At 33.5% G+C, this 21,618-nt stretch carries 22 protein-coding genes and 1 pseudogene; 10 read left to right on the top strand and 13 right to left on the bottom strand.

The window, feature by feature from the left end:
* Window positions 1-11: 11 nt before the first annotated feature.
* Window positions 12-854 carry a carboxylating nicotinate-nucleotide diphosphorylase gene (gene nadC, locus AMD00_RS05575; protein WP_053416065.1) on the bottom strand — a complete coding sequence of 281 codons (843 nt, stop codon included), beginning with the start codon at window positions 852-854 and terminating at the stop codon, window positions 12-14.
* Window positions 823-2,409, bottom strand: coding sequence for an L-aspartate oxidase (gene nadB, locus AMD00_RS05580; protein WP_053416066.1), 1,587 nt, complete (start codon window positions 2,407-2,409; stop codon window positions 823-825). The genes nadC and nadB overlap by 32 nt, the downstream gene beginning before the upstream one ends.
* Before the next feature lie 118 nt (window positions 2,410-2,527).
* Here nadB and AMD00_RS05585 point away from each other — a divergent pair, with 118 nt between their 5' ends.
* Window positions 2,528-3,670 (top strand): IscS subfamily cysteine desulfurase, encoded by a 1,143-nt coding sequence (locus AMD00_RS05585; RefSeq protein WP_083446125.1) that lies wholly within the window; start codon window positions 2,528-2,530, stop codon window positions 3,668-3,670.
* A 20-nt stretch (window positions 3,671-3,690) separates the two neighbouring features.
* A pseudogene (locus tag AMD00_RS05590) lies at window positions 3,691-3,879 on the top strand (HTH domain-containing protein); the annotation flags it as partial.
* A 240-nt stretch (window positions 3,880-4,119) separates the two neighbouring features.
* On the opposite strand, the gene AMD00_RS05595 reads toward AMD00_RS05590, so the two are convergent.
* Entirely contained in the window at window positions 4,120-5,781 is a 1,662-nt protein-coding gene (locus AMD00_RS05595) for a sensor histidine kinase (RefSeq protein ID WP_053416069.1), read from the bottom strand.
* Between the two features lie 3 nt (window positions 5,782-5,784).
* Window positions 5,785-6,483, bottom strand: coding sequence for a response regulator transcription factor (locus AMD00_RS05600; protein ID WP_053416070.1), 699 nt, complete (start codon window positions 6,481-6,483; stop codon window positions 5,785-5,787).
* Window positions 6,484-6,590: 107 nt separating this feature from the next.
* On the opposite strand from AMD00_RS05600, the gene AMD00_RS05605 reads away from it, so the two are divergent.
* Window positions 6,591-7,763, top strand: coding sequence for a DUF418 domain-containing protein (locus AMD00_RS05605; RefSeq protein ID WP_053416071.1), 1,173 nt, complete (start codon window positions 6,591-6,593; stop codon window positions 7,761-7,763).
* Window positions 7,764-7,821: 58 nt separating this feature from the next.
* On the opposite strand, the gene AMD00_RS23685 is transcribed toward AMD00_RS05605, so the two are convergent.
* On the bottom strand, window positions 7,822-7,983 hold the full coding sequence (locus AMD00_RS23685) for a hypothetical protein (RefSeq protein WP_211258615.1): 162 nt from the start codon (window positions 7,981-7,983) through the stop codon (window positions 7,822-7,824).
* 521 nt (window positions 7,984-8,504) lie between these two features.
* Between AMD00_RS23685 and AMD00_RS05610 the strand changes: the two genes are divergently transcribed.
* Window positions 8,505-8,939 carry a hypothetical protein gene (locus AMD00_RS05610; protein ID WP_053416072.1) on the top strand — a complete coding sequence of 145 codons (435 nt, stop codon included), beginning with the start codon at window positions 8,505-8,507 and terminating at the stop codon, window positions 8,937-8,939.
* Window positions 8,940-9,039: 100 nt separating this feature from the next.
* Here the strand turns inward: AMD00_RS05610 and AMD00_RS05615 are convergent, their stop codons facing one another.
* Both AMD00_RS05615 and AMD00_RS05620 read right to left on the bottom strand, forming a co-directional pair.
* Complete coding sequence (locus AMD00_RS05615; protein ID WP_245639445.1) at window positions 9,040-9,678, bottom strand: LysE family transporter; 639 nt, start codon at window positions 9,676-9,678, stop codon at window positions 9,040-9,042.
* A gap of 184 nt (window positions 9,679-9,862) precedes the next feature.
* Window positions 9,863-10,369, bottom strand: coding sequence for a GNAT family N-acetyltransferase (locus AMD00_RS05620; protein ID WP_053416074.1), 507 nt, complete (start codon window positions 10,367-10,369; stop codon window positions 9,863-9,865).
* A 400-nt stretch (window positions 10,370-10,769) separates the two neighbouring features.
* Between AMD00_RS05620 and AMD00_RS05625 the strand changes: the two genes are divergently transcribed.
* Window positions 10,770-11,288 carry a YdcF family protein gene (locus tag AMD00_RS05625; protein ID WP_245639446.1) on the top strand — a complete coding sequence of 173 codons (519 nt, stop codon included), beginning with the start codon at window positions 10,770-10,772 and terminating at the stop codon, window positions 11,286-11,288.
* A gap of 262 nt (window positions 11,289-11,550) precedes the next feature.
* Window positions 11,551-12,792 carry an MFS transporter gene (locus AMD00_RS05630; RefSeq protein ID WP_169786320.1) on the top strand — a complete coding sequence of 414 codons (1,242 nt, stop codon included), beginning with the start codon at window positions 11,551-11,553 and terminating at the stop codon, window positions 12,790-12,792.
* Between the two features lie 198 nt (window positions 12,793-12,990).
* Here AMD00_RS05630 and AMD00_RS23480 read toward each other — a convergent pair whose 3' ends face one another.
* From AMD00_RS23480 to AMD00_RS05650, 5 genes are all read right to left on the bottom strand, one after another.
* On the bottom strand, window positions 12,991-13,128 hold the full coding sequence (locus AMD00_RS23480) for a hypothetical protein (RefSeq protein WP_169786321.1): 138 nt from the start codon (window positions 13,126-13,128) through the stop codon (window positions 12,991-12,993).
* 397 nt (window positions 13,129-13,525) lie between these two features.
* Window positions 13,526-15,079 (bottom strand): YndJ family protein, encoded by a 1,554-nt coding sequence (locus AMD00_RS05635; protein ID WP_053416076.1) that lies wholly within the window; start codon window positions 15,077-15,079, stop codon window positions 13,526-13,528.
* Entirely contained in the window at window positions 15,054-15,665 is a 612-nt protein-coding gene (locus AMD00_RS05640; RefSeq protein WP_053416077.1) for a DUF4166 domain-containing protein, read from the bottom strand. The genes AMD00_RS05635 and AMD00_RS05640 overlap by 26 nt, the downstream gene beginning before the upstream one ends.
* Before the next feature lies 1 nt (window position 15,666).
* Window positions 15,667-16,578 (bottom strand): DoxX-like family protein, encoded by a 912-nt coding sequence (locus AMD00_RS05645; protein WP_053416078.1) that lies wholly within the window; start codon window positions 16,576-16,578, stop codon window positions 15,667-15,669.
* A gap of 350 nt (window positions 16,579-16,928) precedes the next feature.
* A complete protein-coding gene (locus AMD00_RS05650; RefSeq protein ID WP_053416079.1) occupies window positions 16,929-17,459 on the bottom strand; it encodes a GNAT family N-acetyltransferase in 531 nt (176 codons plus the stop codon).
* Between the two features lie 339 nt (window positions 17,460-17,798).
* On the opposite strand from AMD00_RS05650, the gene AMD00_RS23910 reads away from it, so the two are divergent.
* From AMD00_RS23910 to AMD00_RS05665, 4 genes are read left to right on the top strand one after another with little or no spacing between them, the layout of a single operon-like run.
* Window positions 17,799-18,137, top strand: a complete 339-nt coding sequence (locus AMD00_RS23910) for an ATP-binding cassette domain-containing protein (RefSeq protein WP_281173036.1) — start codon at window positions 17,799-17,801, stop codon at window positions 18,135-18,137.
* A 10-nt stretch (window positions 18,138-18,147) separates the two neighbouring features.
* On the top strand, window positions 18,148-18,669 hold the full coding sequence (locus tag AMD00_RS23915; RefSeq protein WP_281173037.1) for an AAA family ATPase: 522 nt from the start codon (window positions 18,148-18,150) through the stop codon (window positions 18,667-18,669).
* A gap of 41 nt (window positions 18,670-18,710) precedes the next feature.
* On the top strand, window positions 18,711-19,778 hold the full coding sequence (locus AMD00_RS05660; protein ID WP_211258616.1) for an ABC transporter permease: 1,068 nt from the start codon (window positions 18,711-18,713) through the stop codon (window positions 19,776-19,778).
* A 37-nt stretch (window positions 19,779-19,815) separates the two neighbouring features.
* Window positions 19,816-21,072 carry an ABC-2 transporter permease gene (locus AMD00_RS05665; protein WP_245639447.1) on the top strand — a complete coding sequence of 419 codons (1,257 nt, stop codon included), beginning with the start codon at window positions 19,816-19,818 and terminating at the stop codon, window positions 21,070-21,072.
* 228 nt (window positions 21,073-21,300) lie between these two features.
* Here the strand turns inward: AMD00_RS05665 and AMD00_RS05670 are convergent, their stop codons facing one another.
* A complete protein-coding gene (locus AMD00_RS05670; protein ID WP_053416082.1) occupies window positions 21,301-21,525 on the bottom strand; it encodes a hypothetical protein in 225 nt (74 codons plus the stop codon).
* Window positions 21,526-21,618: the final 93 nt, after the last annotated feature.

A 21,618-nucleotide genomic window follows, 5' to 3' on the forward strand; every position in this document is an offset into this window, starting at 1 on the left:
CGATTCCCCCATTATTTAGTGCTGTTCTTAATGTTTGCGCTAATATCTAGCGCCTTTACAGAATGTGTTAAATAACCTAATGAAATATAATCTACACCCGATTCCGCATATGCTCTGATAGTATCGTTTGTAATCATCCCAGATGCTTCTGTAATAATTGTGTCAGGTACAATTTGTCTCCATTCTGCAATGATTTCAGGTGTGCAATTGTCGAACATAATAATGTCTACCTTCGCCCCAACTGCTTCTTGTAATTGCTCGAACGTTTCAATTTCGACTTCAATTTTGACCGTATGTCCAAGTGAAGCTTTTACCGTTTCAACTGCTTTCGTAATTGAGCCGGCAAAGGCAATGTGATTATCTTTTAACATAACTGCATCATACAATCCATTACGATGATTAAAACCACCGCCTGTACGAACAGCGTATTTATCCAACATTCGTAAGCCCGGCATTGTTTTCCTCGTATCACAAATTTTCGTTCCTGTTCCTCTAACTTTCTCCACTACTCGATTTGTTTCAGTCGCAATGGCACTCATTCTCTGAATTAAATTTAAAATGACTCGTTCACTTTTAAGCAAGCTATGTATAGGACCTTTTGCTGTTGCAATGACAGTTCCTTTTTCAATTGAATGACCGTCTTCTACGTAACAATTTACTGTCGAGCTTTGGTCCACAACATGTAATCCCTCTTCAATCACCTTTTTCCCGCAAAAAATACCGTCCATTTTTGCAACGATATCCAATTCTCCAATCATCGTTTCAGGGAATAAGAATTCACTAGATAGATCACTATCCCCTATATCCTCTATATAAAATTGCTCAAGCATTGATTTCAACTTGATGGTATTCATGTTGTCGTTCCCTCATTTCGATTCCTTTTTTTGATTGGACAATATGGATTTGTCTCCATCGTTCATCCTCAGTAGGGTAATCTTCTCGATTGTGAGCTCCTCTACTTTCTTCCCTTAGCTGTGCAGAAGTTGTTATCAGTTTCGCAACTTGCAGCATAAACAATCGTTGTAAAGTTTCGGTACTATACTCATCCAATGACATGTCATTTAAAATCCATTCATCATATTCACTTAACCAATCCTGAAGGGTTTTAAGTTCTGAACTGGTCCGAATTATCCCTGCATATGCCATCATTTTTGCACGCAGTTCTTCTTTGTCGGGTAACGGTGGTAAATTAACCGTCATATCTTTCGTCAGGTCATTATATGGGATTACCACTTCTTCTTGAATCAACTGTTCATTTAAATGATTAGCTAATCTTTGGCCATAATGAAGTCCTTCTAACAAGGAATTACTTGCAAGTCGGTTGGCGCCATGGACACCTGTAGAAGCTGTTTCACCAATTGCATACAAACCATCAATAGACGTTTTCCCTACCGAATTAACAGCAATTCCTCCCATCAAAAAATGGCATCCCGGCGCAACCGGTATTTTCTTTTCTTTTAGTGACACTCCATTTGTCTGACACATTGCCGTAATTGTTGGAAATTGCTCTTCGAATCGGTCGATCATCGATATATCCAAATAAACTTCTTTTTTAGCCAATCGCTGTTGATATAGTTCTTTTGCAACGATATGTCTCGGAGCTAAGTCTTCCATTGGATGTTTACCGGACATTATCGACTTCCCTGATTCATCTATCAGATGGGCCCCCTCTCCCCTGACTGCTTCAGAAATCAAACCCGCTGTTTTCCCTTTTAAATAGAGAAGTGTCGGATGAAATTGAATGAATTCCATATCTACAATTTCTGCACCTGCTCGATAAGCTAAAGCAATTCCATCACCAGCTACTGAAGGATCGTTTGATGTAATAGAAAACAATCCGCCAATGCCTCCCATAGCTAAAATCACTTGATGACCAAAATAAGATTCATTTTGACCATTCTTGTCCTTCGCTTTAATACCGATACACTTTTTCGTAGTAGGATGAATAATCAGTTCATATACAAACCGATTTTCTAAAATATCAATATCGTGCCTTAGTGTTGAATTAAGATGTTCCATTATGTATTTCCCAGTTGCATCACCGCCACAGTGGACAATCCTTTTCTGTCCATGAGCGCCTTCCATTCCTAAATCTAATTGACCATCGTTATCTTTATCAAAATCAAGTCCACTTTTTTTCAATTGTTCTATAAGTTTTGGGCCGTTTTCAACTAGATTAAGTACTTCCTTTTCATTATGAAAGTCGCATCCAGCTTTAATCGTATCTTGATAGTGAAATGCTGGTTTATCCTCTTTGCCTACAGCCGATGCGATACCACCTTGTGCTCGATATGAATTATTGGCTCGTTTTGTGGATTTTGTTATAACGAGTATACAAAATTGATCGTTTAGATGATTGGCTAGTTGCATGGCAGCGATTCCGCTACCGACAATGATGCAGTTATACATCTTCACTAGTATCCTCTCCAAATCTTTTTGTATCTTGATAGGTGTCTTGTCACCTATCTTTACATAAAAGAGGAACTATGGCAAGATGAAATTATTATGTAACTGGAGGGAAAGAACTTTGCATTATTTTGATTATGCGGCAACAACGCCATTACATCCGAGCGCGGCACATGTATACAGTGAACTTTCGCAGTTATGCTATGGCAATACGAGTAGCTTACATGAAGTGGGAACTGAAGCAGTAAATACGCTGACTTTTTGTCGTGAGGAACTTGCAAAGATGCTTGACGTTGATACTGCAGGACTTTATTTCACCTCTGGGGGTACAGAAAGTAATTTACTTTCTATCATTTCACTAGCGAAAGCGAATCGGCATAAAGGGAATCATATCATTACAACTATGGGAGAACACCCATCTATCGATTCTGCCTTGGAGTATTTAAAAAAAGATGGATTCAACGTAACGACAATCCCCTTTACTGAGGAAGGTATTGTGAACCTAGAATTGTTTGAAAATGCTTTAACTAGCGAAACCGTTCTAGTAAGTATCCAACATGTTAATCCAGAGATTGGAACGATACAGCCGCTAAATAAGATTGCTGAAATTTTAAAAGAGCGCTCCATTCTACTACATAGTGATTGTGTTCAGTCATTCGGAAAAATAGATTTAAAATCGATTGCGTCTATTGTCGACAGCTTAACAATTTCAAGTCATAAAGTGTATGGCCCTAAAGGTGTTGGCGCGGCATATATTCAACCTCGTCATCGACTTGTTCCCGTTTTTCCTGGCCTCGTACATGAATCAGGCTTTAGAGGTGGTACAGTTAATGTCCCTGGCATCGCGGCATTTACCACTGCTGCTGACTGTGCAATCAAAATGGACCATCAAGGGAAATCATTTCGAGATGCATTTCTAAACAAAATACAAAAGCATCATGAACTATTTACTATTTATCAGTCACCTAATAGTAATTTACAATTTCAAAACATTATTGGGCTTGGAGTAAGAAATGTTGAGGGCCAACTAATCATGCTCGAATTGAATCGACTCGGTTTTGCCATTTCAACTGGTAGTGCGTGCCAAGTCGGTCAACAACATGCATCAAAAGCTATGATGGCTCTACAAGTACCTTCACAACAAGCGAGTGAATTTATCCGTATCTCTTTTGGACGAGATACAACTTTAGATAGCGTTAATGAATTAGCTGATCGGCTCATAGAAATTGCAAACAAAATACGGACACCCATTAAAGAAAACTAACTGCATTAGGAGGAATGAAGATGAAGGCAAGCGAAAAAATGCTCGGCAAGGAACGCCGTCAATTTATTGTTGACACATTACTCTCATCCACCGAACCATTGACGGGAAGAGCACTAGGAGAAATGACAAATGTAACTCGGCAAGTGATTGTCAGTGATATTACATTACTCAAGGCAAAAAATGAACCAATTATTGCGACCAGTCAAGGGTAAATCTATTTGGATGTGCAAATGATACGAACTGGAGAAGGATTAAAGTTATAAAACCATTCTAATGACGCATATGACAACCTTAATTAAAAGAAAAAATGATATAAATAATGCCACAAAGCATATTTATATCATTTGTAGTTTGTATGAAGCCACTATACATGTTATTTGTCATTGTACGGTGAGTTCGAATTAAATGAAGAAGGTTTCTTGAAATTTCAACTTAATCACTATAATCCCCTACTCCATTAACTTAGGAAAAACAACGATCACTACTGTACCAGATGAATTGGACTGTACACTAATTTCTCCGTCCATTGCTTCTACAAGTTGCTTTGTAATAGCAAGTCCAAGTCCTGTCCCTGAAGCCTCTGAAGTCGTATTTGTTCCTCGATAATAACGATTGAACAGATTATCTAATTCATCTTTAGGAATGCCTTGTCCTTCATCTCGAATTTGAAATTGTACCTTATTATCTAACTCAGTTATTTGCAAATAAATTGATGTACCTTCTGAAGTATGTTTTTCCGCATTTCCTACAATATTATCGAGAATACGCTTTAGTAAAATTGAATCAGCTAATATATGTATTTCGCTATTCATCTGCTCCATCTTAACATTTTCAGAAGTAGTGTTTTTTACATACTCATTTATAAATGCATTCAAATTTACTTCTTCCATAGAAATAACAATCGCATTGTTTCTTAGTTGATATGTATATGTTAAATCTTCAATTAGTGCATCCATATATTCAGCTTTTTCCTGCATCGTTACAGCAAATTTCCGTACATCTTCTTGTGACCATTCATGATCCATAGAAGATAACATTTTAGAATAGCCATAAATAGAGCTAAGTGGTGTTTTCAAATCATGAGAAAGACCTGTTATCCATTCTTCACGTAACTTTTCACTCTGCTGTATTTTGCATTCATTATCAGCTAATTTAGTAGACAATTGAGTTAGTGATTGATCTACTTCATCAAAAATACGGTATTTTCTCTTGAAGCGTCCGTTTCTTTTACGCCTTAGCTTATGATCGTTTACAAAGCCAAAGTCTTGTCCTGCTAATTTTTCAATTCTCTTTAGAAAATGTAAAACAGGTCTTCCAAAACGATTGCCTATAAAAGCTGAGAAAATAACGATAAGAATTAACAGATACACATGGAAAATCGCAATCACAATTAATGCCTTTTTTAAACCATTCATAAAAATAGGTTCACTTGGATTATAGTGAGGATTTTTCATACGGACGACAAGTAATGAGCCGTCCTTTAATATTTCTGAAGCAACAAGCTCTTTCGTCTCTGTTAAATTCCCACTCCCCATCAAAATCTTGATTGGTTCAAGTTCTTTTGTTTCTTTGCCAAATAGAATCTTCTGTCGTTGGCCATTTGCACTATATTGTTCTACTATCGCATCCGATTTACTGAGATGTTGCTTTATTGTACTAGATATATGTTGAATACCCTGTTCTGAAATAACCTCTAGTAAATTTTCGGCTGTATTATTCTGTATAAAAACAAGGTATTGATCATTTTTGATCCGCCAAATATGTCCTTCTTCATGCTTCTCTATTTTTGCCAATTCCTTCATGGTGTAGGATCTGGCTTGTTTTTCTGAACTGGCAAGTAATTGTCCATTCTCATCAAGCAAATGGATAACTCCTCCACTTTTTTCTGCTGAATTAATCAACTTCTGAGTTAGTTTGAAAGAGCCATTCTTCTCTTCTATATCCATTTCAACATCCATTTTATCCATCGTCATTAAGTTTACATAACTCGATGCCTTTTCATTTTCATACACTGCATAAAAGATTAAAGACATAACAGACAGGAGTAAAATAATATAAAATACCGCAAAGTAGCTAATAAATCTTAAAGTCATCTTACTCGATAAACGCATTTCTTACTCCCCCTTAACTAATTTGTAGCCAACTCCTCTTACTGTTGTTATAAGTGCAGGGCGACCTGGGTCTACTTCTATTTTTTCACGCAACTTTCGAATATGGACCATGATGGTATTATCATCAACATAATAATCATCACCCCATACTTGTTCGTAAATTTGTTCCTTTGACAGAACTTGTCCAGGATGCTCGCAAAATAATTGTAATAAATGAAAGAGCTTACCAGATAAAATTGTTTTTTCCCCGTCAATTATTAACTCGGCAGCTGAAATATTTAGCTGAAAGCGTCCATAATCAAATGTATCTTCTGGAATTGTTACTTTTCTTAATGCACTATATCGCTTACTATGTACTTTCACACGAGCTGCTAATTCTAATGGATTAAATGGTTTTGTAATATAATCATCTGCACCAGACATAAACCCCCGTAGTATATCAGCATCTGAAACTTTTGCCGTTAAAAAGAAAATTGGTGCATTATGAGTAGGACGTATTTTCTCAGCAAGTTCAAGCCCAGTACCATCTGGCAACATAATATCTAAAATAAAAAAATCGTATTTTACTTTTTCAATTTGTTTAGTGGCTTCATCCACACTTCCACAAATATCCACATATGAAAAACCTTCTTTTCGTAATATAATATCTACCATGTCTGCAATTGCTTGTTCATCATCTACGACCAATATTTTAGCATCCATTTTCAATGCACTCTCCAATTTAAGGTGATTTTAAGATTTATTTCAGTTCAGCATAAGAATCTCTATCTATACTAACAAATAGAGAGTATTTAAGGAGGAATTTTTTTTTGGAACGACAGCGTGTTCGATTAGTAGATAGTTTAAGAGGATTTAGTTTATTTGGTATTTTACTTGCCAATTTGCTTATTTTTCAATATGGCATGTTTGGAAAGGACCTTATTTCATTTTATAATTTATCCGATTTCAATTTCGGTTCTTATAAATTTATTCAAGTGTTTGTAGAAGGTACATTTATGCCCATCTTTACTTTTTTATTTGGCTATTCACTTATTAAATTAGTTGAATCTATAAGAGAAAAAGGAAGAAAGTCTCGTTGGTTTTTAGTTAGACGTTTTTTAATGCTATTAACTTTAGGTTTACTACATAGTACATATATTTGGGAAGGTGATATCCTCACTTTTTACGGTGGTATTGGCTTCTTTTTATTTTTCTTTATCAATCGTAAACCAAAAACACTCATTATTTGGGGTATTGTATTATTGTTATTAATCACTGTAACAGGCTACGGAAAATATGAAGAAACTGAAAAAGAAAAAACTATAACTGCAAGCTACGTAGAAAAGACTACTGACATATATAAAAATGGGACATATTCAGAAATCAAAGATCACCGTAATAACGGTGAAGATCCTTTGACTGCCATGTTTGATGAGGATACAATTCCTTCATTTTTCATCATACTTTTACTTCCATTTGTAATAGCTCCATTATTTTTGTTTGGTATGGCTGCAGCAAAATTAAACATTTTCGCAAAACCTAAGGAAGAACGAAATTCATACTTTAAATATATGTTAATTTTCATTCCACTCGGTCTTATTTTAAAGATCATCGGGCATTTAGCAGAGAAAAGTGATTGGGCTTCCATTGGAGTAATGAGCGGGGGACCAATTCTAGCATTAGGCTATATGGCAGCTTTTGCATATCTATTTTCTAGCCATTCACAAGCTTTACCATTCCGAGCATTTGAGAGCGTTGGAAAGCTATCTCTTACAAACTATATTATGCAATCTGTTATTTGTACGACTATTTTCTACGGCTACGGACTTGGTTTATTCGGTAACTTCGGTACATTTAATAGTATTTTAATTGGTGTCGTTATCTTTGCAATTCAATGCTTCATCAGTACTATGTATTTGAAAAAATTCAAACGTGGCCCATTAGAGTTATTACTTCGCATCGTGACAAATTTCTCTTGGAATGGTCGTGTAAAAACAAAGTAAAAGGATGTTTTTGGCCCCTTTTAATCTATATCCTTACACAGCAATTACCTTTTTCTATCTAAAAAGAATACCTCTCTTTACTTTTACGGATTACAGCCGTATTAATACTAGCAGATACAATGTTCAATTTAGAAGTACGCTCAGAACGAGAATCAGAATAATAAGTCGGAGGTAAAAGATGTTTAAAGTCCATCGTTATATAGCCTACTTGATATTTCATAAAACCAAAACATTATTTTAGACGTATGCTAATACTACATGTAACAAAGGAAGGGACCTCTCCAATTTAGAGAGATCCCTTCTTTTTTTGTTAACTTCTGCATAACACACATTATTTAAAAAGTTCTATTTTAGCACTACCGTCTAAATAATCAGGGTAAGCTTGCAGTGGAATGTCTCTTCTGAGATTCTAAAGGAGGAAGGCAGTTTTACACAAAACATCCCGGTGACCTTGCATTACTTGTAGAAAGGCTTCGTCATTCCCTTCAACTGCCTTTTTTATCATTTCATGATCCATCATTCACCCTCCCCTCTAAATGTTAGACTCACTACTATATAAATCCGTTTAATTAAAACTAAATATTTCTAATTCATTTAAAAGAATAAAAGATGAAAAACTCATCTAACATCAATCTTATTTACATTATTTTTTTAACTGTATGCATTAAAAACAATAATTTTACCTTAATTAGAAATTTAGTATTATAATGGATATACCATTTTAGAAAAAGGAGGGTTTTTTTGTTAGAGGAAAATATACCTAGGAAGAAACTTGGGCTTTTTTCTATTTTTATGGCCTTATTCTGTTTAATAACTGGAATTCTAGCTTACTCTTTTAATATTTATCCTGGGGGTTATTCAATAAAGGAGAATTCAGAAGAAGTAACAGTTATAAAAAAGAATTTTTCCAAAAAAGAGAAATATACTTTTGAGATTTCAGAAGAAAACCAAATAATAATTTTCTTAATAAAAAATGATGTCAAACAATTACTTACTATGTGGTTAGTAATCATTTTTAGTGGATCTTCATTGTTAATTAATTTAGTAAATCAACTACACTTAAAAGACAAAAACGCATTTTATATAACTTCCATACTCCTAATAATCCTATTACCATTAGTAATTTATGTTTATATCGGTAAGTTGGATCATATAGAACAATTATTAGAAATTTAAAAAATAATTAAAGAGACTTGACTGAAGTCAAGTCTCTTACAATTACCTTATAGACATATTAGTAAAAAGGTTCGGTCTATGTATAACTACTAGCCTTGTATTAACTTCTTAGTGTTCCTACACTCCTATAAAATTCCATAAAGAAATAGACACTAAAGCCAATTAGTATTACCCCTGCAAGAACAGAAGCCCATTGAATATACCTAGTGTTTAATACCTTCCTCGTACCAGCAATTATTGTCATTAAACCAATATCATGTATCAATATCCCGATTAATATGCCCGCTCCTATTACTAAAAAGTTAATCGTGTTTGATGCATCAAATGAATTAATCAAAATCGGCCCAAAAATACTAACCCAAAATACCAAGTTCCCTGGTGAAACCGCTACAAGTAAGCCATTAAAATACGATGATTTAAGAGATTTCGTCGATTTTTCTCCTGAAAGCGAAATACCATGACCTGCGTTTTTTATACTATCGTAGCCTACATACAATAAGAATAATGCACCGAGCAACCACAAGAAAGTTTGAATAATAGGTACAGCTAGTACTGAAGCTAATCCAAAATATAATAATAAAATAAGTACTAAATCTACTGTCATTCCACCTAGTCCAACAACCCAACCATGCATAAAGCCGTTTTTAAGTCCCTGCTTCGTCATCTCTATAGTAATTGTTCCAACTGGTAGTGCAATGGAAAGCCCTAGTAATATATTCGTTAAAAATAGCGTAACCAACTTATAACCCCCTTCATTATGCATTTATTTATATTTATATTAATATATAATGAATTATTATGCAATAATGTGAGTATTTAAAGAAATGGAAGTTAAATATTCTACACTCCTCTTAAAGCTGAAAAATTGCGGCTGTCCAAAATTACACATAAATATAATAACTTTCCTTCATTAGTTATTGTATTTAAACTTCTCTTTTACTATCCTTGCTTTTTTCCGTCCTTTTCAAATAACGTATTAACGTCATCTCGCTGTTGATTTCTACTTCTAATCCAGTCTTACTGTAACCTAGTTTTTCATAAAAATAGCAATTCCGCTTCTCTTGTTTTATCGTATCAAGTTCCCATTGTCGTGTTTTATTGTATTTATGTTCTATTTGTTTAAAAACTTCTTGAGCGATTCCTTTACCTTGAAAAACCGGATGAATATATATAGGACTTATTCTTGCTCGATTATTTTCTCTTGTAACAACCCTAATCCCTCCAGCCATATTTTGACCATAGCAAATTACATAATAATCTGAATACGTTTCAGCTATTCTATTTGCTAACTTTTCGATTGGTTCATTCGCCGGGTTTGTTTCTAAATCATTGTATTTTATTAATAGAGGCATAAAAGCGGCTACTTGGATTTTATGTAATGCTGCAAGATCTTTATTCGTCGCAATTCTTAATGTTATTGGCTTAGGCATTTACAACACCCCTTATTTTGGTAATAATGTTATATCTATTCTCCCATACATGGTTGAAAATTTAAATTAATTATAAGATTTTTATAAATTTTCAAATACATTATAATCAGTTACAAAAATTGTTAATACTAGTGAAATTATATGCAGATTAGCTATACTATATTTATAGCCACAGATAAAGTATAGCGTAATAGTTATTCATGTAGGTGTATTGTCGTTCAGTAAATTTAGCAAGTACAGGGCCAAACTAAATAGCAAAAATTGCTGTGGATTGGTTAATAAACGTTCGAGGTGATTTATGAAAATACATATTTCTCAGTTGCAACCTGATAAACTATCAGACTCTCAACTCACAGATTTTCTGTTCAAAAATCTAGAAGATGATAATGAGTAGGGAGATGTGATTTTTGTTCCGGGTAGTAGTAAAGCTGTAACATATCGCTTACCAAAAGCAATACAACTATATAACGAAGGTAGAGCAAAGAAAATATTATTTTCTGGTGGAGTTATTTGGGAAAACACAAACTTAAATGAGGCACAATTATTAAAACAAAGGGCTATCGAATTGGGCATCCCAGAAGAGGTTATTTTAACAGAAGACCTATCACTTCATACGAAAGAAAATGTCCTTGCTTCACTACTTATACTAGATCGGGCATTTGAATTACATAACATTAAGAGAATATTAGTTGTTACTACTAGATATCACATGAGACGAACACTTTTAAACCTTAAAACCTTCATGCCGGAATGGATACAATATTCAATGTGTTCGGTAGATGACAATACTACAAAGGCTAATAACTGGTTTGAAAACCCATATGGCAGAAAAAGAGTTGAAATGGAAGCAAATAAAATTATTAAATATGTTAAACAAGGAAGTATTATGGATGAAATTATAGACATATCCGAATGCTGATGATGGTTTTAAACACCAAGTTTATGTAATGACTGTAAATTTAGGCAGTCATTTTTTATTGAATATTTTCTAAAAAATTCAGCTTATCACCATTTCTTTATGTTATCATTTATTATAAATATTTCCATTATTAGCAAACACCCCTCTGCTAATTTGGATTCGATGATCGATTTCAACAAAAAATTCTAAAACCAGTTAAGGAGTGAACCCAATGTAGATAACAACTTTCTCTTGAACAATTAAATAAGAGGGGTTGTTTGTGTTGAAAAATAAATCATTCCGTGCATTGCTGGCAGGAGAGTCTTTAGCCAATGCAGGAGATACTTTTTACATTGTGGCTCTCATCACAACTGTTTTTAGTGTGACAGATTCTTTGTTTTATGTTTCTTTAGTTCCCGTCATTAATTTATCTGGCGGATTTTTGGGTGGATTAGTCGCTCCACTTTTAATTGATCGATATAAATTAAGGTCAATTTTATTAAATTCTCAATTATTGAAGACCTGTCTATTACTTTTATTATCACTGTATGTATCACTATTCCTATCAATTGATACGTTTGTGATCATTTATTTACTGATTTTTTGTACTAATTTTTTGGATGGCTTCGCCCATCCCACTAGTAGTGCGATTATTCCTGAGCTTATTGAAGAGACTTACTTGTTAAAAGCGAATAGCCTCATGTCGTCTGTTTATCAGTTCATTAATATGGGCGGATGGGCAGTTGGTGGGATTTTGGCAGTGCTTTTACATTCAAATGGATTGCTGATTTTAACGTTTATCTTGTATGTATTGTCCACTTTCTTATTGTCATTTATTAAAATCGACGAGAAAAAACATGCTACACAATCAACTAAAAAAGAAAGTAATCTGCATTCCTTTTTAGAAGGATGGAAATTAATATTAGTAGATAATAAGTTGCGTATACTTCAAATCACTCTGTTTTTAGGCTCCATTGCTGGCCCTGTTTGGGTATCTTCTATCATTTACCCATTTATAGAGTTACGACTGCATGAAGGTACTGAGTGGTGGGGTTACATTAATGCTGCTTTCTTTTTAGGCTTATTTTTTGGTGGTTTGATTGGGTATACGAAATCTGATTTAGTTGACCGGCACATCCATTTTGTCATATTGATATGTAGCTTTGTTGTTTTTTTAATGACTTTTCTTTTTGGGATCAATAGTTCCCCATTACTCGCTCTTTTGGTGAGTTGTATTTATGGATTATTCTACGAATTAAGTATGATCGCCATTCACACACTCATTCAAGGTAGGGTCAAAGAAAAACTTCTAGCAAAAGTATATGCTGCTCAAAGTTCTATAACTATGGCTACTTTTGGTATCTCCACTCTGATCATGGGTGTCATAGGAGAACGTATTAATATAATTGCTGTATATATGGTTTCTTCAATTGTTTTATTGTTGGCATTTCTCATTCTGTTGATAAAGAAAAAGCACTTGTCTTTATCAGTAGTTGATACGCATCAAAGCGTCGAAAATGAATAACTTAGGATTAAGTATGTAAGCATTATAAAAAACGTCCATTCCAGTTCAATAGTGAACTGAGTGGACGTTTTAATTTTATTGCATTCTTTTATCTATTGTAATACTTCCTGTTAATCAATTCATGAAACTACTTTATTCAGGTGTACAAATCTATCATTTCCATTAAGAACTATCAACGAACGTCCGAGAACTATCGAATCAAAAGTTAAAGTAGATGAAGAAGGCTACAATTACAATTAAAATGATTGTTTCAAGAAAATTATAATCCTGGTCTTTTTTATTGCGGATTTGTTCTCGATAAAGCCGTTGAACTTGTTTTTTATTCGCAAACTTCATCAATACTCCCCCAACTAATCATAAAGTGTATTCAAATATTACTGTTATAACTACCAACCGGACTTATTATCTATTTATTACTTATAATACCATTTCTTTTGTTTTCATCTATATTTTTTTTGAACTTCTTTTATTATTATATGCTCGGATATGATTTCTTCTAAAGGTATAGGCCCAAGTACATTTTTTCGCTAATTTCTTTCAAGTAATTTTTAATATCATATAGCATTGAATTAGCAAGATGGTTAATCAATTAATAGTAAAAAACGGCCATAATTAGCAACCTCATTATGAAATTATTTAGATGTTGGTGGTGAGGTGAAAACAAAATTACCCTAGTGTTTTATTAAATTAAAAAACTTCGCTTAACCTACATCTTCAGTTCCATTCCCACTCTTTACCTTTCAATAATTCTATAATCAATTCGTAAAAAAGGAATACCAAAAATCTTCATCTTATGAAGTGCTGTTAGATGGCCTTTATGCGTTTCTATAATTGTAAAATGCTCGGAAAATGGCAGCTTGAATAGGAATTTTCCTGCTGCTAAATAAATTCCTTCATCCCCACTACCTTCACTTGTTAATATTAGTCGCCCTTCTATTTCCTCAAGTTGTAAAATACCGATCATGGAGGAATACGGTAAAGGCAATGCAATATTCATATATGTTCTGCCTGCAGTATTATGCTGAGAATAGATGGCCACAAAAGCGGTTTGCTCCCCCACTTTCCGAATCCAAGCACGTGGTTTAACTCTACCATCCACTCTCGTATCAATTTTCTTTATTTCCCCCGTCATTTCGGTTTCTTTACTTGAAATCGGTAAGTTTAATTGTTGCATTTGTTTGCTAATTGATTTATAGCACATAGCAAATGGTTTAAACCAAGTCGCCCATTTAATAGAAGCAACTAGTTGATATCGATCCGTTTGCTCATAAAATTCTATAATTGTTTTTGGCAATGCTTTTGTATCAACAAAAGCACTCAAATCATCCACAAGGCCTGGATGATTTGAGTCATCGGTTACTATCAATTTTCCACGAACTTGGCTTATTGGAAAATCCCATGAAAGCTGTTTCGTTTTTGGTGGAGACATCGCCCATCCAACTACACCGAGTAGGCCGAAGATAATGCAGTTAAAAAAACCGTGAAAAGCAAGCATAATGTCAATACGAATTATCCATTCACCAAAGGTATTTCCTAATGCATAAAGGAATGGAAAAATAATCGTCACAGCTAGAGCACTAAAAGAAAGACGGATACATACAGCTTGTATACGTGTTATAAAGTGGGTTTGAAATGCCAGTACAACAAGACTATAAATAGCGAAAATATACATTAAAACCGAAATCACTTCGAGTATTGGCCAGAATGTAATACCTATTGCAACAAGAATAGGTCCTGACAAAATCATTGGGACAATCCATCTATACAACTTTGAATCATGCAATCTGCCAAAAAGGCCAAGAGAAATACACAATAAAAACGCTGAATAATGAAAATGAATGCCCGTCAACCAAGTTATCAGTGGACTAAACCCTGTATTTACTCCTGCTATATAGGAAAAGAACCAAAGTCCCCCGACAAATAAATACATCATGCCAATATCAATTGAAATTTCTGCCCAGTTCACAAAACCTCGTCGCAAGAATCGCTTCGCTCCTAGTACTGCTACAAATAAAGTAAATGCGACGTAAACTAATGCAAGTATTACTGACCAGGTACTAGATGAAATAATATGTAAAATAAATATAGAAACCATTCCTGTGAAAATGATAAAGCGATGTAACCTTTTTATTTTTATGATTAGTTGAAGTATTACAGGCACAAATATTAACTGTGCTGCTGTTAACATTAGAAAGAAAGGCTGTTGCTTTGTGAACAGACTACTTGCGATAAAAAGAATGAGACCTATTATCGTTATTGAACTAAAAAGATTGTTCCTTGAATTCACCTGCGTAAGCCATCACCTTTCCTATAATTGGGTTATGAATAAACACATGGATCGAAAATAATTCACGTACTTCATCATAACCTTCTTCCACTATGACACGACCTTCTAATACTCGTGGAATAGGCACTTCAAATTCCCCTATAACTACGCTCTGAAAACCTGATCGAATAAGTAATCTCCCTTCTTTTGTCACATCAAATGTTAAATCTGAATATAAAAGACTAGGTTCACCTAAATAATCTTTTACAACTTTTCGCTTAGTATCAATTGACATACATGCATTAAAACATCTTGTCCTCTCTTTAAAATAGAAGGTACGTTCCCAATATACTTCAACTTCACCATTCGGTAATAATTTACATGTATTTTTAATCGTAAATGGCACGTCTTGACCATTTTCAGGGAATAAAAATTTCCAATTACTCGCAAACTTTAAGAATGGAGTTAACCATCTAGCGCCCGTTTCTATTTTTGACATCATACCGATCGCGAAAAATGGTACATCTATTGGTAGTGCATAACGCGCTTGTAATTTAGGATGGAGTTTGTGGAATTCTTCCCCCAAAAGGTTTTGGTAAATTGTCATTCTAACCCCTCTCTCTTTTACGAATACAACTAGACGCAGTTGGCAAATCTTTTGACATGTAGAAACCTATAATAGATATAACCCATAAGCTCATATTAAATGTAACCGGATTGAATGGATGTGTTGCGATTGCAGGATCTGCCAGTAAAGCACTAATTGTTAACATCGGGAACACTATAATTTGTAATGCAAATAATCGCATTTTGTTGCGATATAGTAGCCAGACAAGTGCAAATAAAATCTCAAGTATACCGATTATGCTTACTGCTTTTATAGCAGCTGTTCCTTCTATTGCAGTTAAACTTGATAACATAGCCACCTCCTCAGGATGCTTAGCAACCAGTTTCGGTATAAGCCCTTGATACATCCAAACGAAAATAAACAAAAGAGTAATAACATAGCTTCCAAAAAAACGTAAATATTGTGTTCTTGGGACTTCTCCCTTTTCAACCCAACGCTTCAGAACATCAAAACTAAGAGCTGTTGCCCAGCCCATAACCGGACGGAAAAATCGATCTAGTAGCCCTCCTAGCATTCCATAACGTACTTTATAATCATATTGCGTTAAAAATGTCAGTCCCTTTTCTGTCGGTACATATTTCCAATAGCCTTTACCTTCACTAATTGGCGAAATCTTCTGGTCAGTCCCAAAATGAAGTGAGGAGGTTCTAGTGCCATCATTCTTGTTATGTATACCATTACTTTTACCCCAACCCGCTACCTTTAAGCCGAGCCCGATTTTCGTTTCATACAGAAAAGATTGCGGATCTTTTTCTTTTACTTTCGGTAAATATGTAATGGAAGAAAAGCGTAAATCCCATTGTTCATGGAGTTCAGGTTTTTGTGTAAACTCCCAGACATCATCAATATCTGCTTGAATAGGTATTTCTACATAAATTGGTTTATTCTTCATTCTATAACACCTCTACTTTAATACTTTGGCGTGTTGACCAAGCTGCTATAAACATCAACCATAAGCATATGCAACACACCCCTTATATAACTGCCCAATCATACGTCAGAGCTATCTTAAGCACCAAAGTCATATATAGTATATGCTACAGAAAAATTAGCTCACAAAATACCTTTTGGCTTACCGTTGTTTGTAGACAAAAAAATACCATAGTAATAATTACAGGTAAATAAAATCTTTAATTTACCTCCATTTTTGGTAATTAGGTTAATGTTAACAAAAAAGGCATGTAATAAATAGGTATAAAAAAATAACCTATACTTTTAAAAGTATAGGCTATTGAAATCAACTCAATCTGTCTTCAATTTAGAATATAAATTAAGGTCAATAAATTTTCCATTAGATTTTTCAGCTTGTCTTAGTGTTCCTTCGAATGCAAAGTTTAACTTTTGCAAAAGCTTTATGGAATTTATATTTTCAGGTTCAACTTTTGCTTCGATTCTATTTAACTCTAAAAACGTAAATGCATAATCTAACAAAACACTGATTGCTTCAGTAGCATATCCCTTACCCCAAAATGATTTAGCAAGATCATAACCGATTTCCACTTTGGCATTTTCAAAATCTATGGAATTAAAACCACATGACCCGATAATTTCATTCGATTCCAACTCAATGATCGAGTAACGCATAGCTTTGTTCTCTTGAGCCAATTCATCTAATAATTCTATCATATCTTTTGCCTGGTTTTCATCAGTAAAATTGCTGATATTCATGAATTTAGTAACATCTGGGTCAGACCAAATCCTAAATAAACTAGGAGAATCCGATACCTTCATTTTCCTTAATAATAACCTTTTTGTGTGTAGTTCTGTAATCAATACTTTTCCCTCCATTATGTTTTAGTTTTTGGGTTAAAGTTATTGATATCTGCGCATAGTCCAGTCCCTTCAGTGTAAGATCTGGCTTTATTATACAAATTTCCGTTAACTAACACAAATAGAAAATTGTTATTTCTATTGTTTATGGACTTCTGGACTTTTCATCATATCACTGACTTTTCAATTGAGATTGGTACCGGACTAAAATAAGTTAGCTATACTCTTTAAACTCCACTCATATTAACTAGCTGTTTTCATAGTATTAAAGTTTCTTTTTTACATTATTATTTACAAAAGGAAATATATACCTTAGTATTTTTAGTAAAAGGAGGCCTTTCAATGACGATTCTTTCCATTAACAATCTTTCCATGAGCTATAAAAAACAAAAAGTACTTGATAACATAAATCTCACTATTAATTCACCCGGTATTTGGGCTTTAGTAGGTCCAAATGGTACGGGAAAAACTACTTTTCTAAATACAGTTACGAATCTAATTCCCGCTACTTCAGGAAAAGTGACATTGGTGGGTAAGCCAAATACTGATACTTCTGTCTTCAAAGAAGTCGCTTTCTTACAAGATAATACGGTGCTCTTTGATTATTTGAATGGCTACGATCATCTTAAATACATATGTGATGTACAAAAAATTAATAAAACGTATTCAAGAAGTAGCTAAATATGTTGGAATGGAAAATTATCTAAAGAAAACAGTAGGAAACTATTCATTAGGAATGAAACAGCATCTTCTTTTGGCAATGGCCATCATAAATCAACCAAAGTTATTATTTCTTGATGAACCATTAAATGGATTAGACCCTTCCAGCGCTATTTTAATGCGTAAAATTTTGCTTGAACTTGCTAACCAAGGGACAACAATCATCCTATCTTCTCACAACTTATCCGAGATTGACCGTGTGACAAAGCAAATATTGTTCTTAAAAGAAGGACAAATAATAGAAGAAGATATGAGCCAACACGAAACGATCTATTATCATTTTATTGTTTCTGATTTGGTAAGGGCAGTTAAACTACTAACTGCAGAGGCTTATCAAATTGGACAAACTGAACACGGATTTAAAGTAAAGCTTGGAAGCCATTTATTACAACATTTATTAGACTTATTAAAAGAAGATGAAATTGTTATTTTAGATGTTCAAAAAGAGATAGTCGGTTCGGAAAAACGATATGAAGAAATCTTTGAAGTGTGAGGTAAATGAATATGAAACTCATATTATTCGAACTAAAAAAGATGATTCGTACGAAAGGTGTTCCTATACTACTTCTATTAACTGTACTATTTATAAGCGGCCTATTTATGCGTAATGTAATTCAGCAGGATGCATTGCAAACTAAAAAAATCGAAAAGTTTACTAAATATAGATCGAATGTTATTGGTCAATACCAAACCGATAGAGAAGCATTAAAAAAAGGTCCAAATGCCGAAATTGAAGCTAGATTTGAAGTTGGAGGGCTATTATTCGACCAACTAGAAAAGCTTATTAAAGCAATTGAGGATAAGAAATGGAAAAAAGAATTAAAATCTGAAATTGAAGTGTATCAATCAGCCATACATTTTAAAGAATTAGAAGGCAGTTTTTTATTAAATGATAATGATATGCAAAAAGCAATAAAGCAAAATGAAGAACTACTGAAGCGTGGCTTACCAAAAGAAGATTTAGATTACTCGATTCAAACAACAGTATTTATGAAAAAAATTATCTCATTACTGTTTAACACCGCTGGTATAATGATTGTCTTACTTGTATTAGCAACCTTAATTACTAAAGAGTTTGAAGATCATAATATGCAATTGGTCTATTCATTGCCTATTGCAAGAAATAAATTAATTGGAATCAAGTTTTTCAGCTTACTGATTGTCGGATTGGTTTGGTTATCAACAATCTTGTTAATTTCTTATGCTCTTCCAACATTATTTGGAATAAATGTCGGTGAAATTTTCACTTACCCTCTCTTTACTAAGGAAGAAAACTTTTTAGATTCTGGAGAGTATATAATACAAGCCATTATTTATAGTATAAGTTTCATTGGATTTTCAATAGCTACTATCTTATTCCTTAGCTTTTTCATAAGAAATTCGATTGTTAATAGTTTAGTCATTTTAATAATTTTTTGTGGAGGCTTACTTGTGACAAATAGTGGTTTTAATTCTATTTGGAATCCTTTTCCCTACCAAAATATCGATTTAGCGGTATTAAATACTCCTGACTACTATCCATTTGGAGCTATTGTACTTATAGGTTTCATGATTTTATTACTCCTTTTAACAATACTTAGTAATAGAAAGAGAGGAATTTAATATGAGGAGACTCTTTCTTTTCGAAGGTAAAAAAGTCTTGAAAAAGAAAACGACTTGGGCTGCATTTTTTTTAACAATTGCCGCAGTCATAGGTTTATACTTTTTTAACTATTCAATAGCCAAAAGTAATCATCAAGGGAATATAGCGCGCTTAGATTACATAATTGAAACATATCAAAAATGGGTAAATGATACAAAAGTTGAGAAAGAAGAAGCTGAGAAAGACGGAAATCGTAAGAAAGTAAAGTCTTTAACCGCTGAAATAAAAAGGATTCAAAAAAGTAATTCAAAATATATAACAAGGAAAGAAAATTATATTAATGAAAATTGGCATAAGATTTATAAAGAACAAATACCAGATCTGCACGATTGGCTAGATAATTTCAATGATCAATCCCGTGGATACGAGGGTTCGGATCAGAATATTAATAATTTTACTAGCCGGGCAACATTAGAAGAAGTATTGTTAATAGAAAAAAATGATGTTACACCTTTCATCCAAAATAGTATCTATACCCCATACTTACCGACAATTTACGACGAATTTACAGGGACAGTCAAGGAAACATGGGAACAAGAAACCAAACGTTACGCTACAACCGGCTTATCTTATATATATCAATTGATCCAACAACTTTATATACCTATCTTCATTATTATAGGGTGTTTTATTTTTGCTAATAATATTTCATCAGATACTAGTAACAAGAAAAAAGGATTAAACTTTTACTTTGTACTTCCCATTCAAAAAAAGAAGCTATTCATCGCAAAATATCTTAGTGGTTTTATTTATACATTAGGATTTGTTGTTTTCATGCTACTTGTTCCCTTACTTTGTAGTTTATTTACTAAAGGTTTAGGTAGCTTCAAATATCCTGTACTTATTTACGAAGGTTCTGAACCGAATCCGTATAATAGTGAGTATAATATATTAGATCCTTTAAAAGATCAGTTTCACTTTATTCACTTAAGCAGTTATTTATTGCAAGCTTTATTACTGTCTATTGTCTTGGTCATTTTTTTGTATTCGTTTTATTATGTTCTATCACTATTTGTAAGGAATCCGATTGTAACGGCAATCCTTGTTGGTATCATTACTTTTTTGGGGTTGAAGTATCCAGCAGCTTATAACCCTTTCACATATGTGGATATTCATAAAATATTGAATGGAGAAACGGCAACGTTGGCCTTTAATCCAGCTATTGATTTGCAAAATGGCATGTTTGTATTACTTGGTATTGGATGCTTGATGACTCTCTTAGGATATATACGATTTAGTAAACTTTCTAACTAGAAGTCCATATATCCAACAGAGATTATATAGTAAATGTTTTTTAAGATAAAAGGTAAGATTCTTGCTACTCTTTTCGTAGCAAGGTTCTTCCTGCTTATTACAGAACCTTCTTATTCATAGTACAGAATTTATTGAATTCTCATCACACTATCTTTTTGTAAACTCCCAGATATCATGTATATCTGCTTGAATTGGTATTTCTATTCTTCATAGAACAACATCTCTGTTTTAATACTTTGGCCGCGTTGCCCAAGATACTATAAACAATATCCAAAAGTTTAAGCAACACAATACTAAAATAACTCCCCAATCATAGTGCGGTGCTACTTTAAACACAAAAATCAAATATAGTAATGCTATAGAAAAACTAGCCCACAAAAGATTTTTTTGACTTACCATCGCTTGTAGATAAATAAATCCCATTGTAATTAATATAGGCAAATAAAAATTCATTATATCCCTCCCCTTTTAATGATTAGGTTAATTTTAATAAAAGAGTAATTTTGTAGATAGTTGTAAAAAAATAGCCTATACTTTTACAAAGTA

This window comes from Viridibacillus arvi, assembly GCF_001274945.1.
Classification (GTDB): domain Bacteria; phylum Bacillota; class Bacilli; order Bacillales_A; family Planococcaceae; genus Viridibacillus; species Viridibacillus arvi.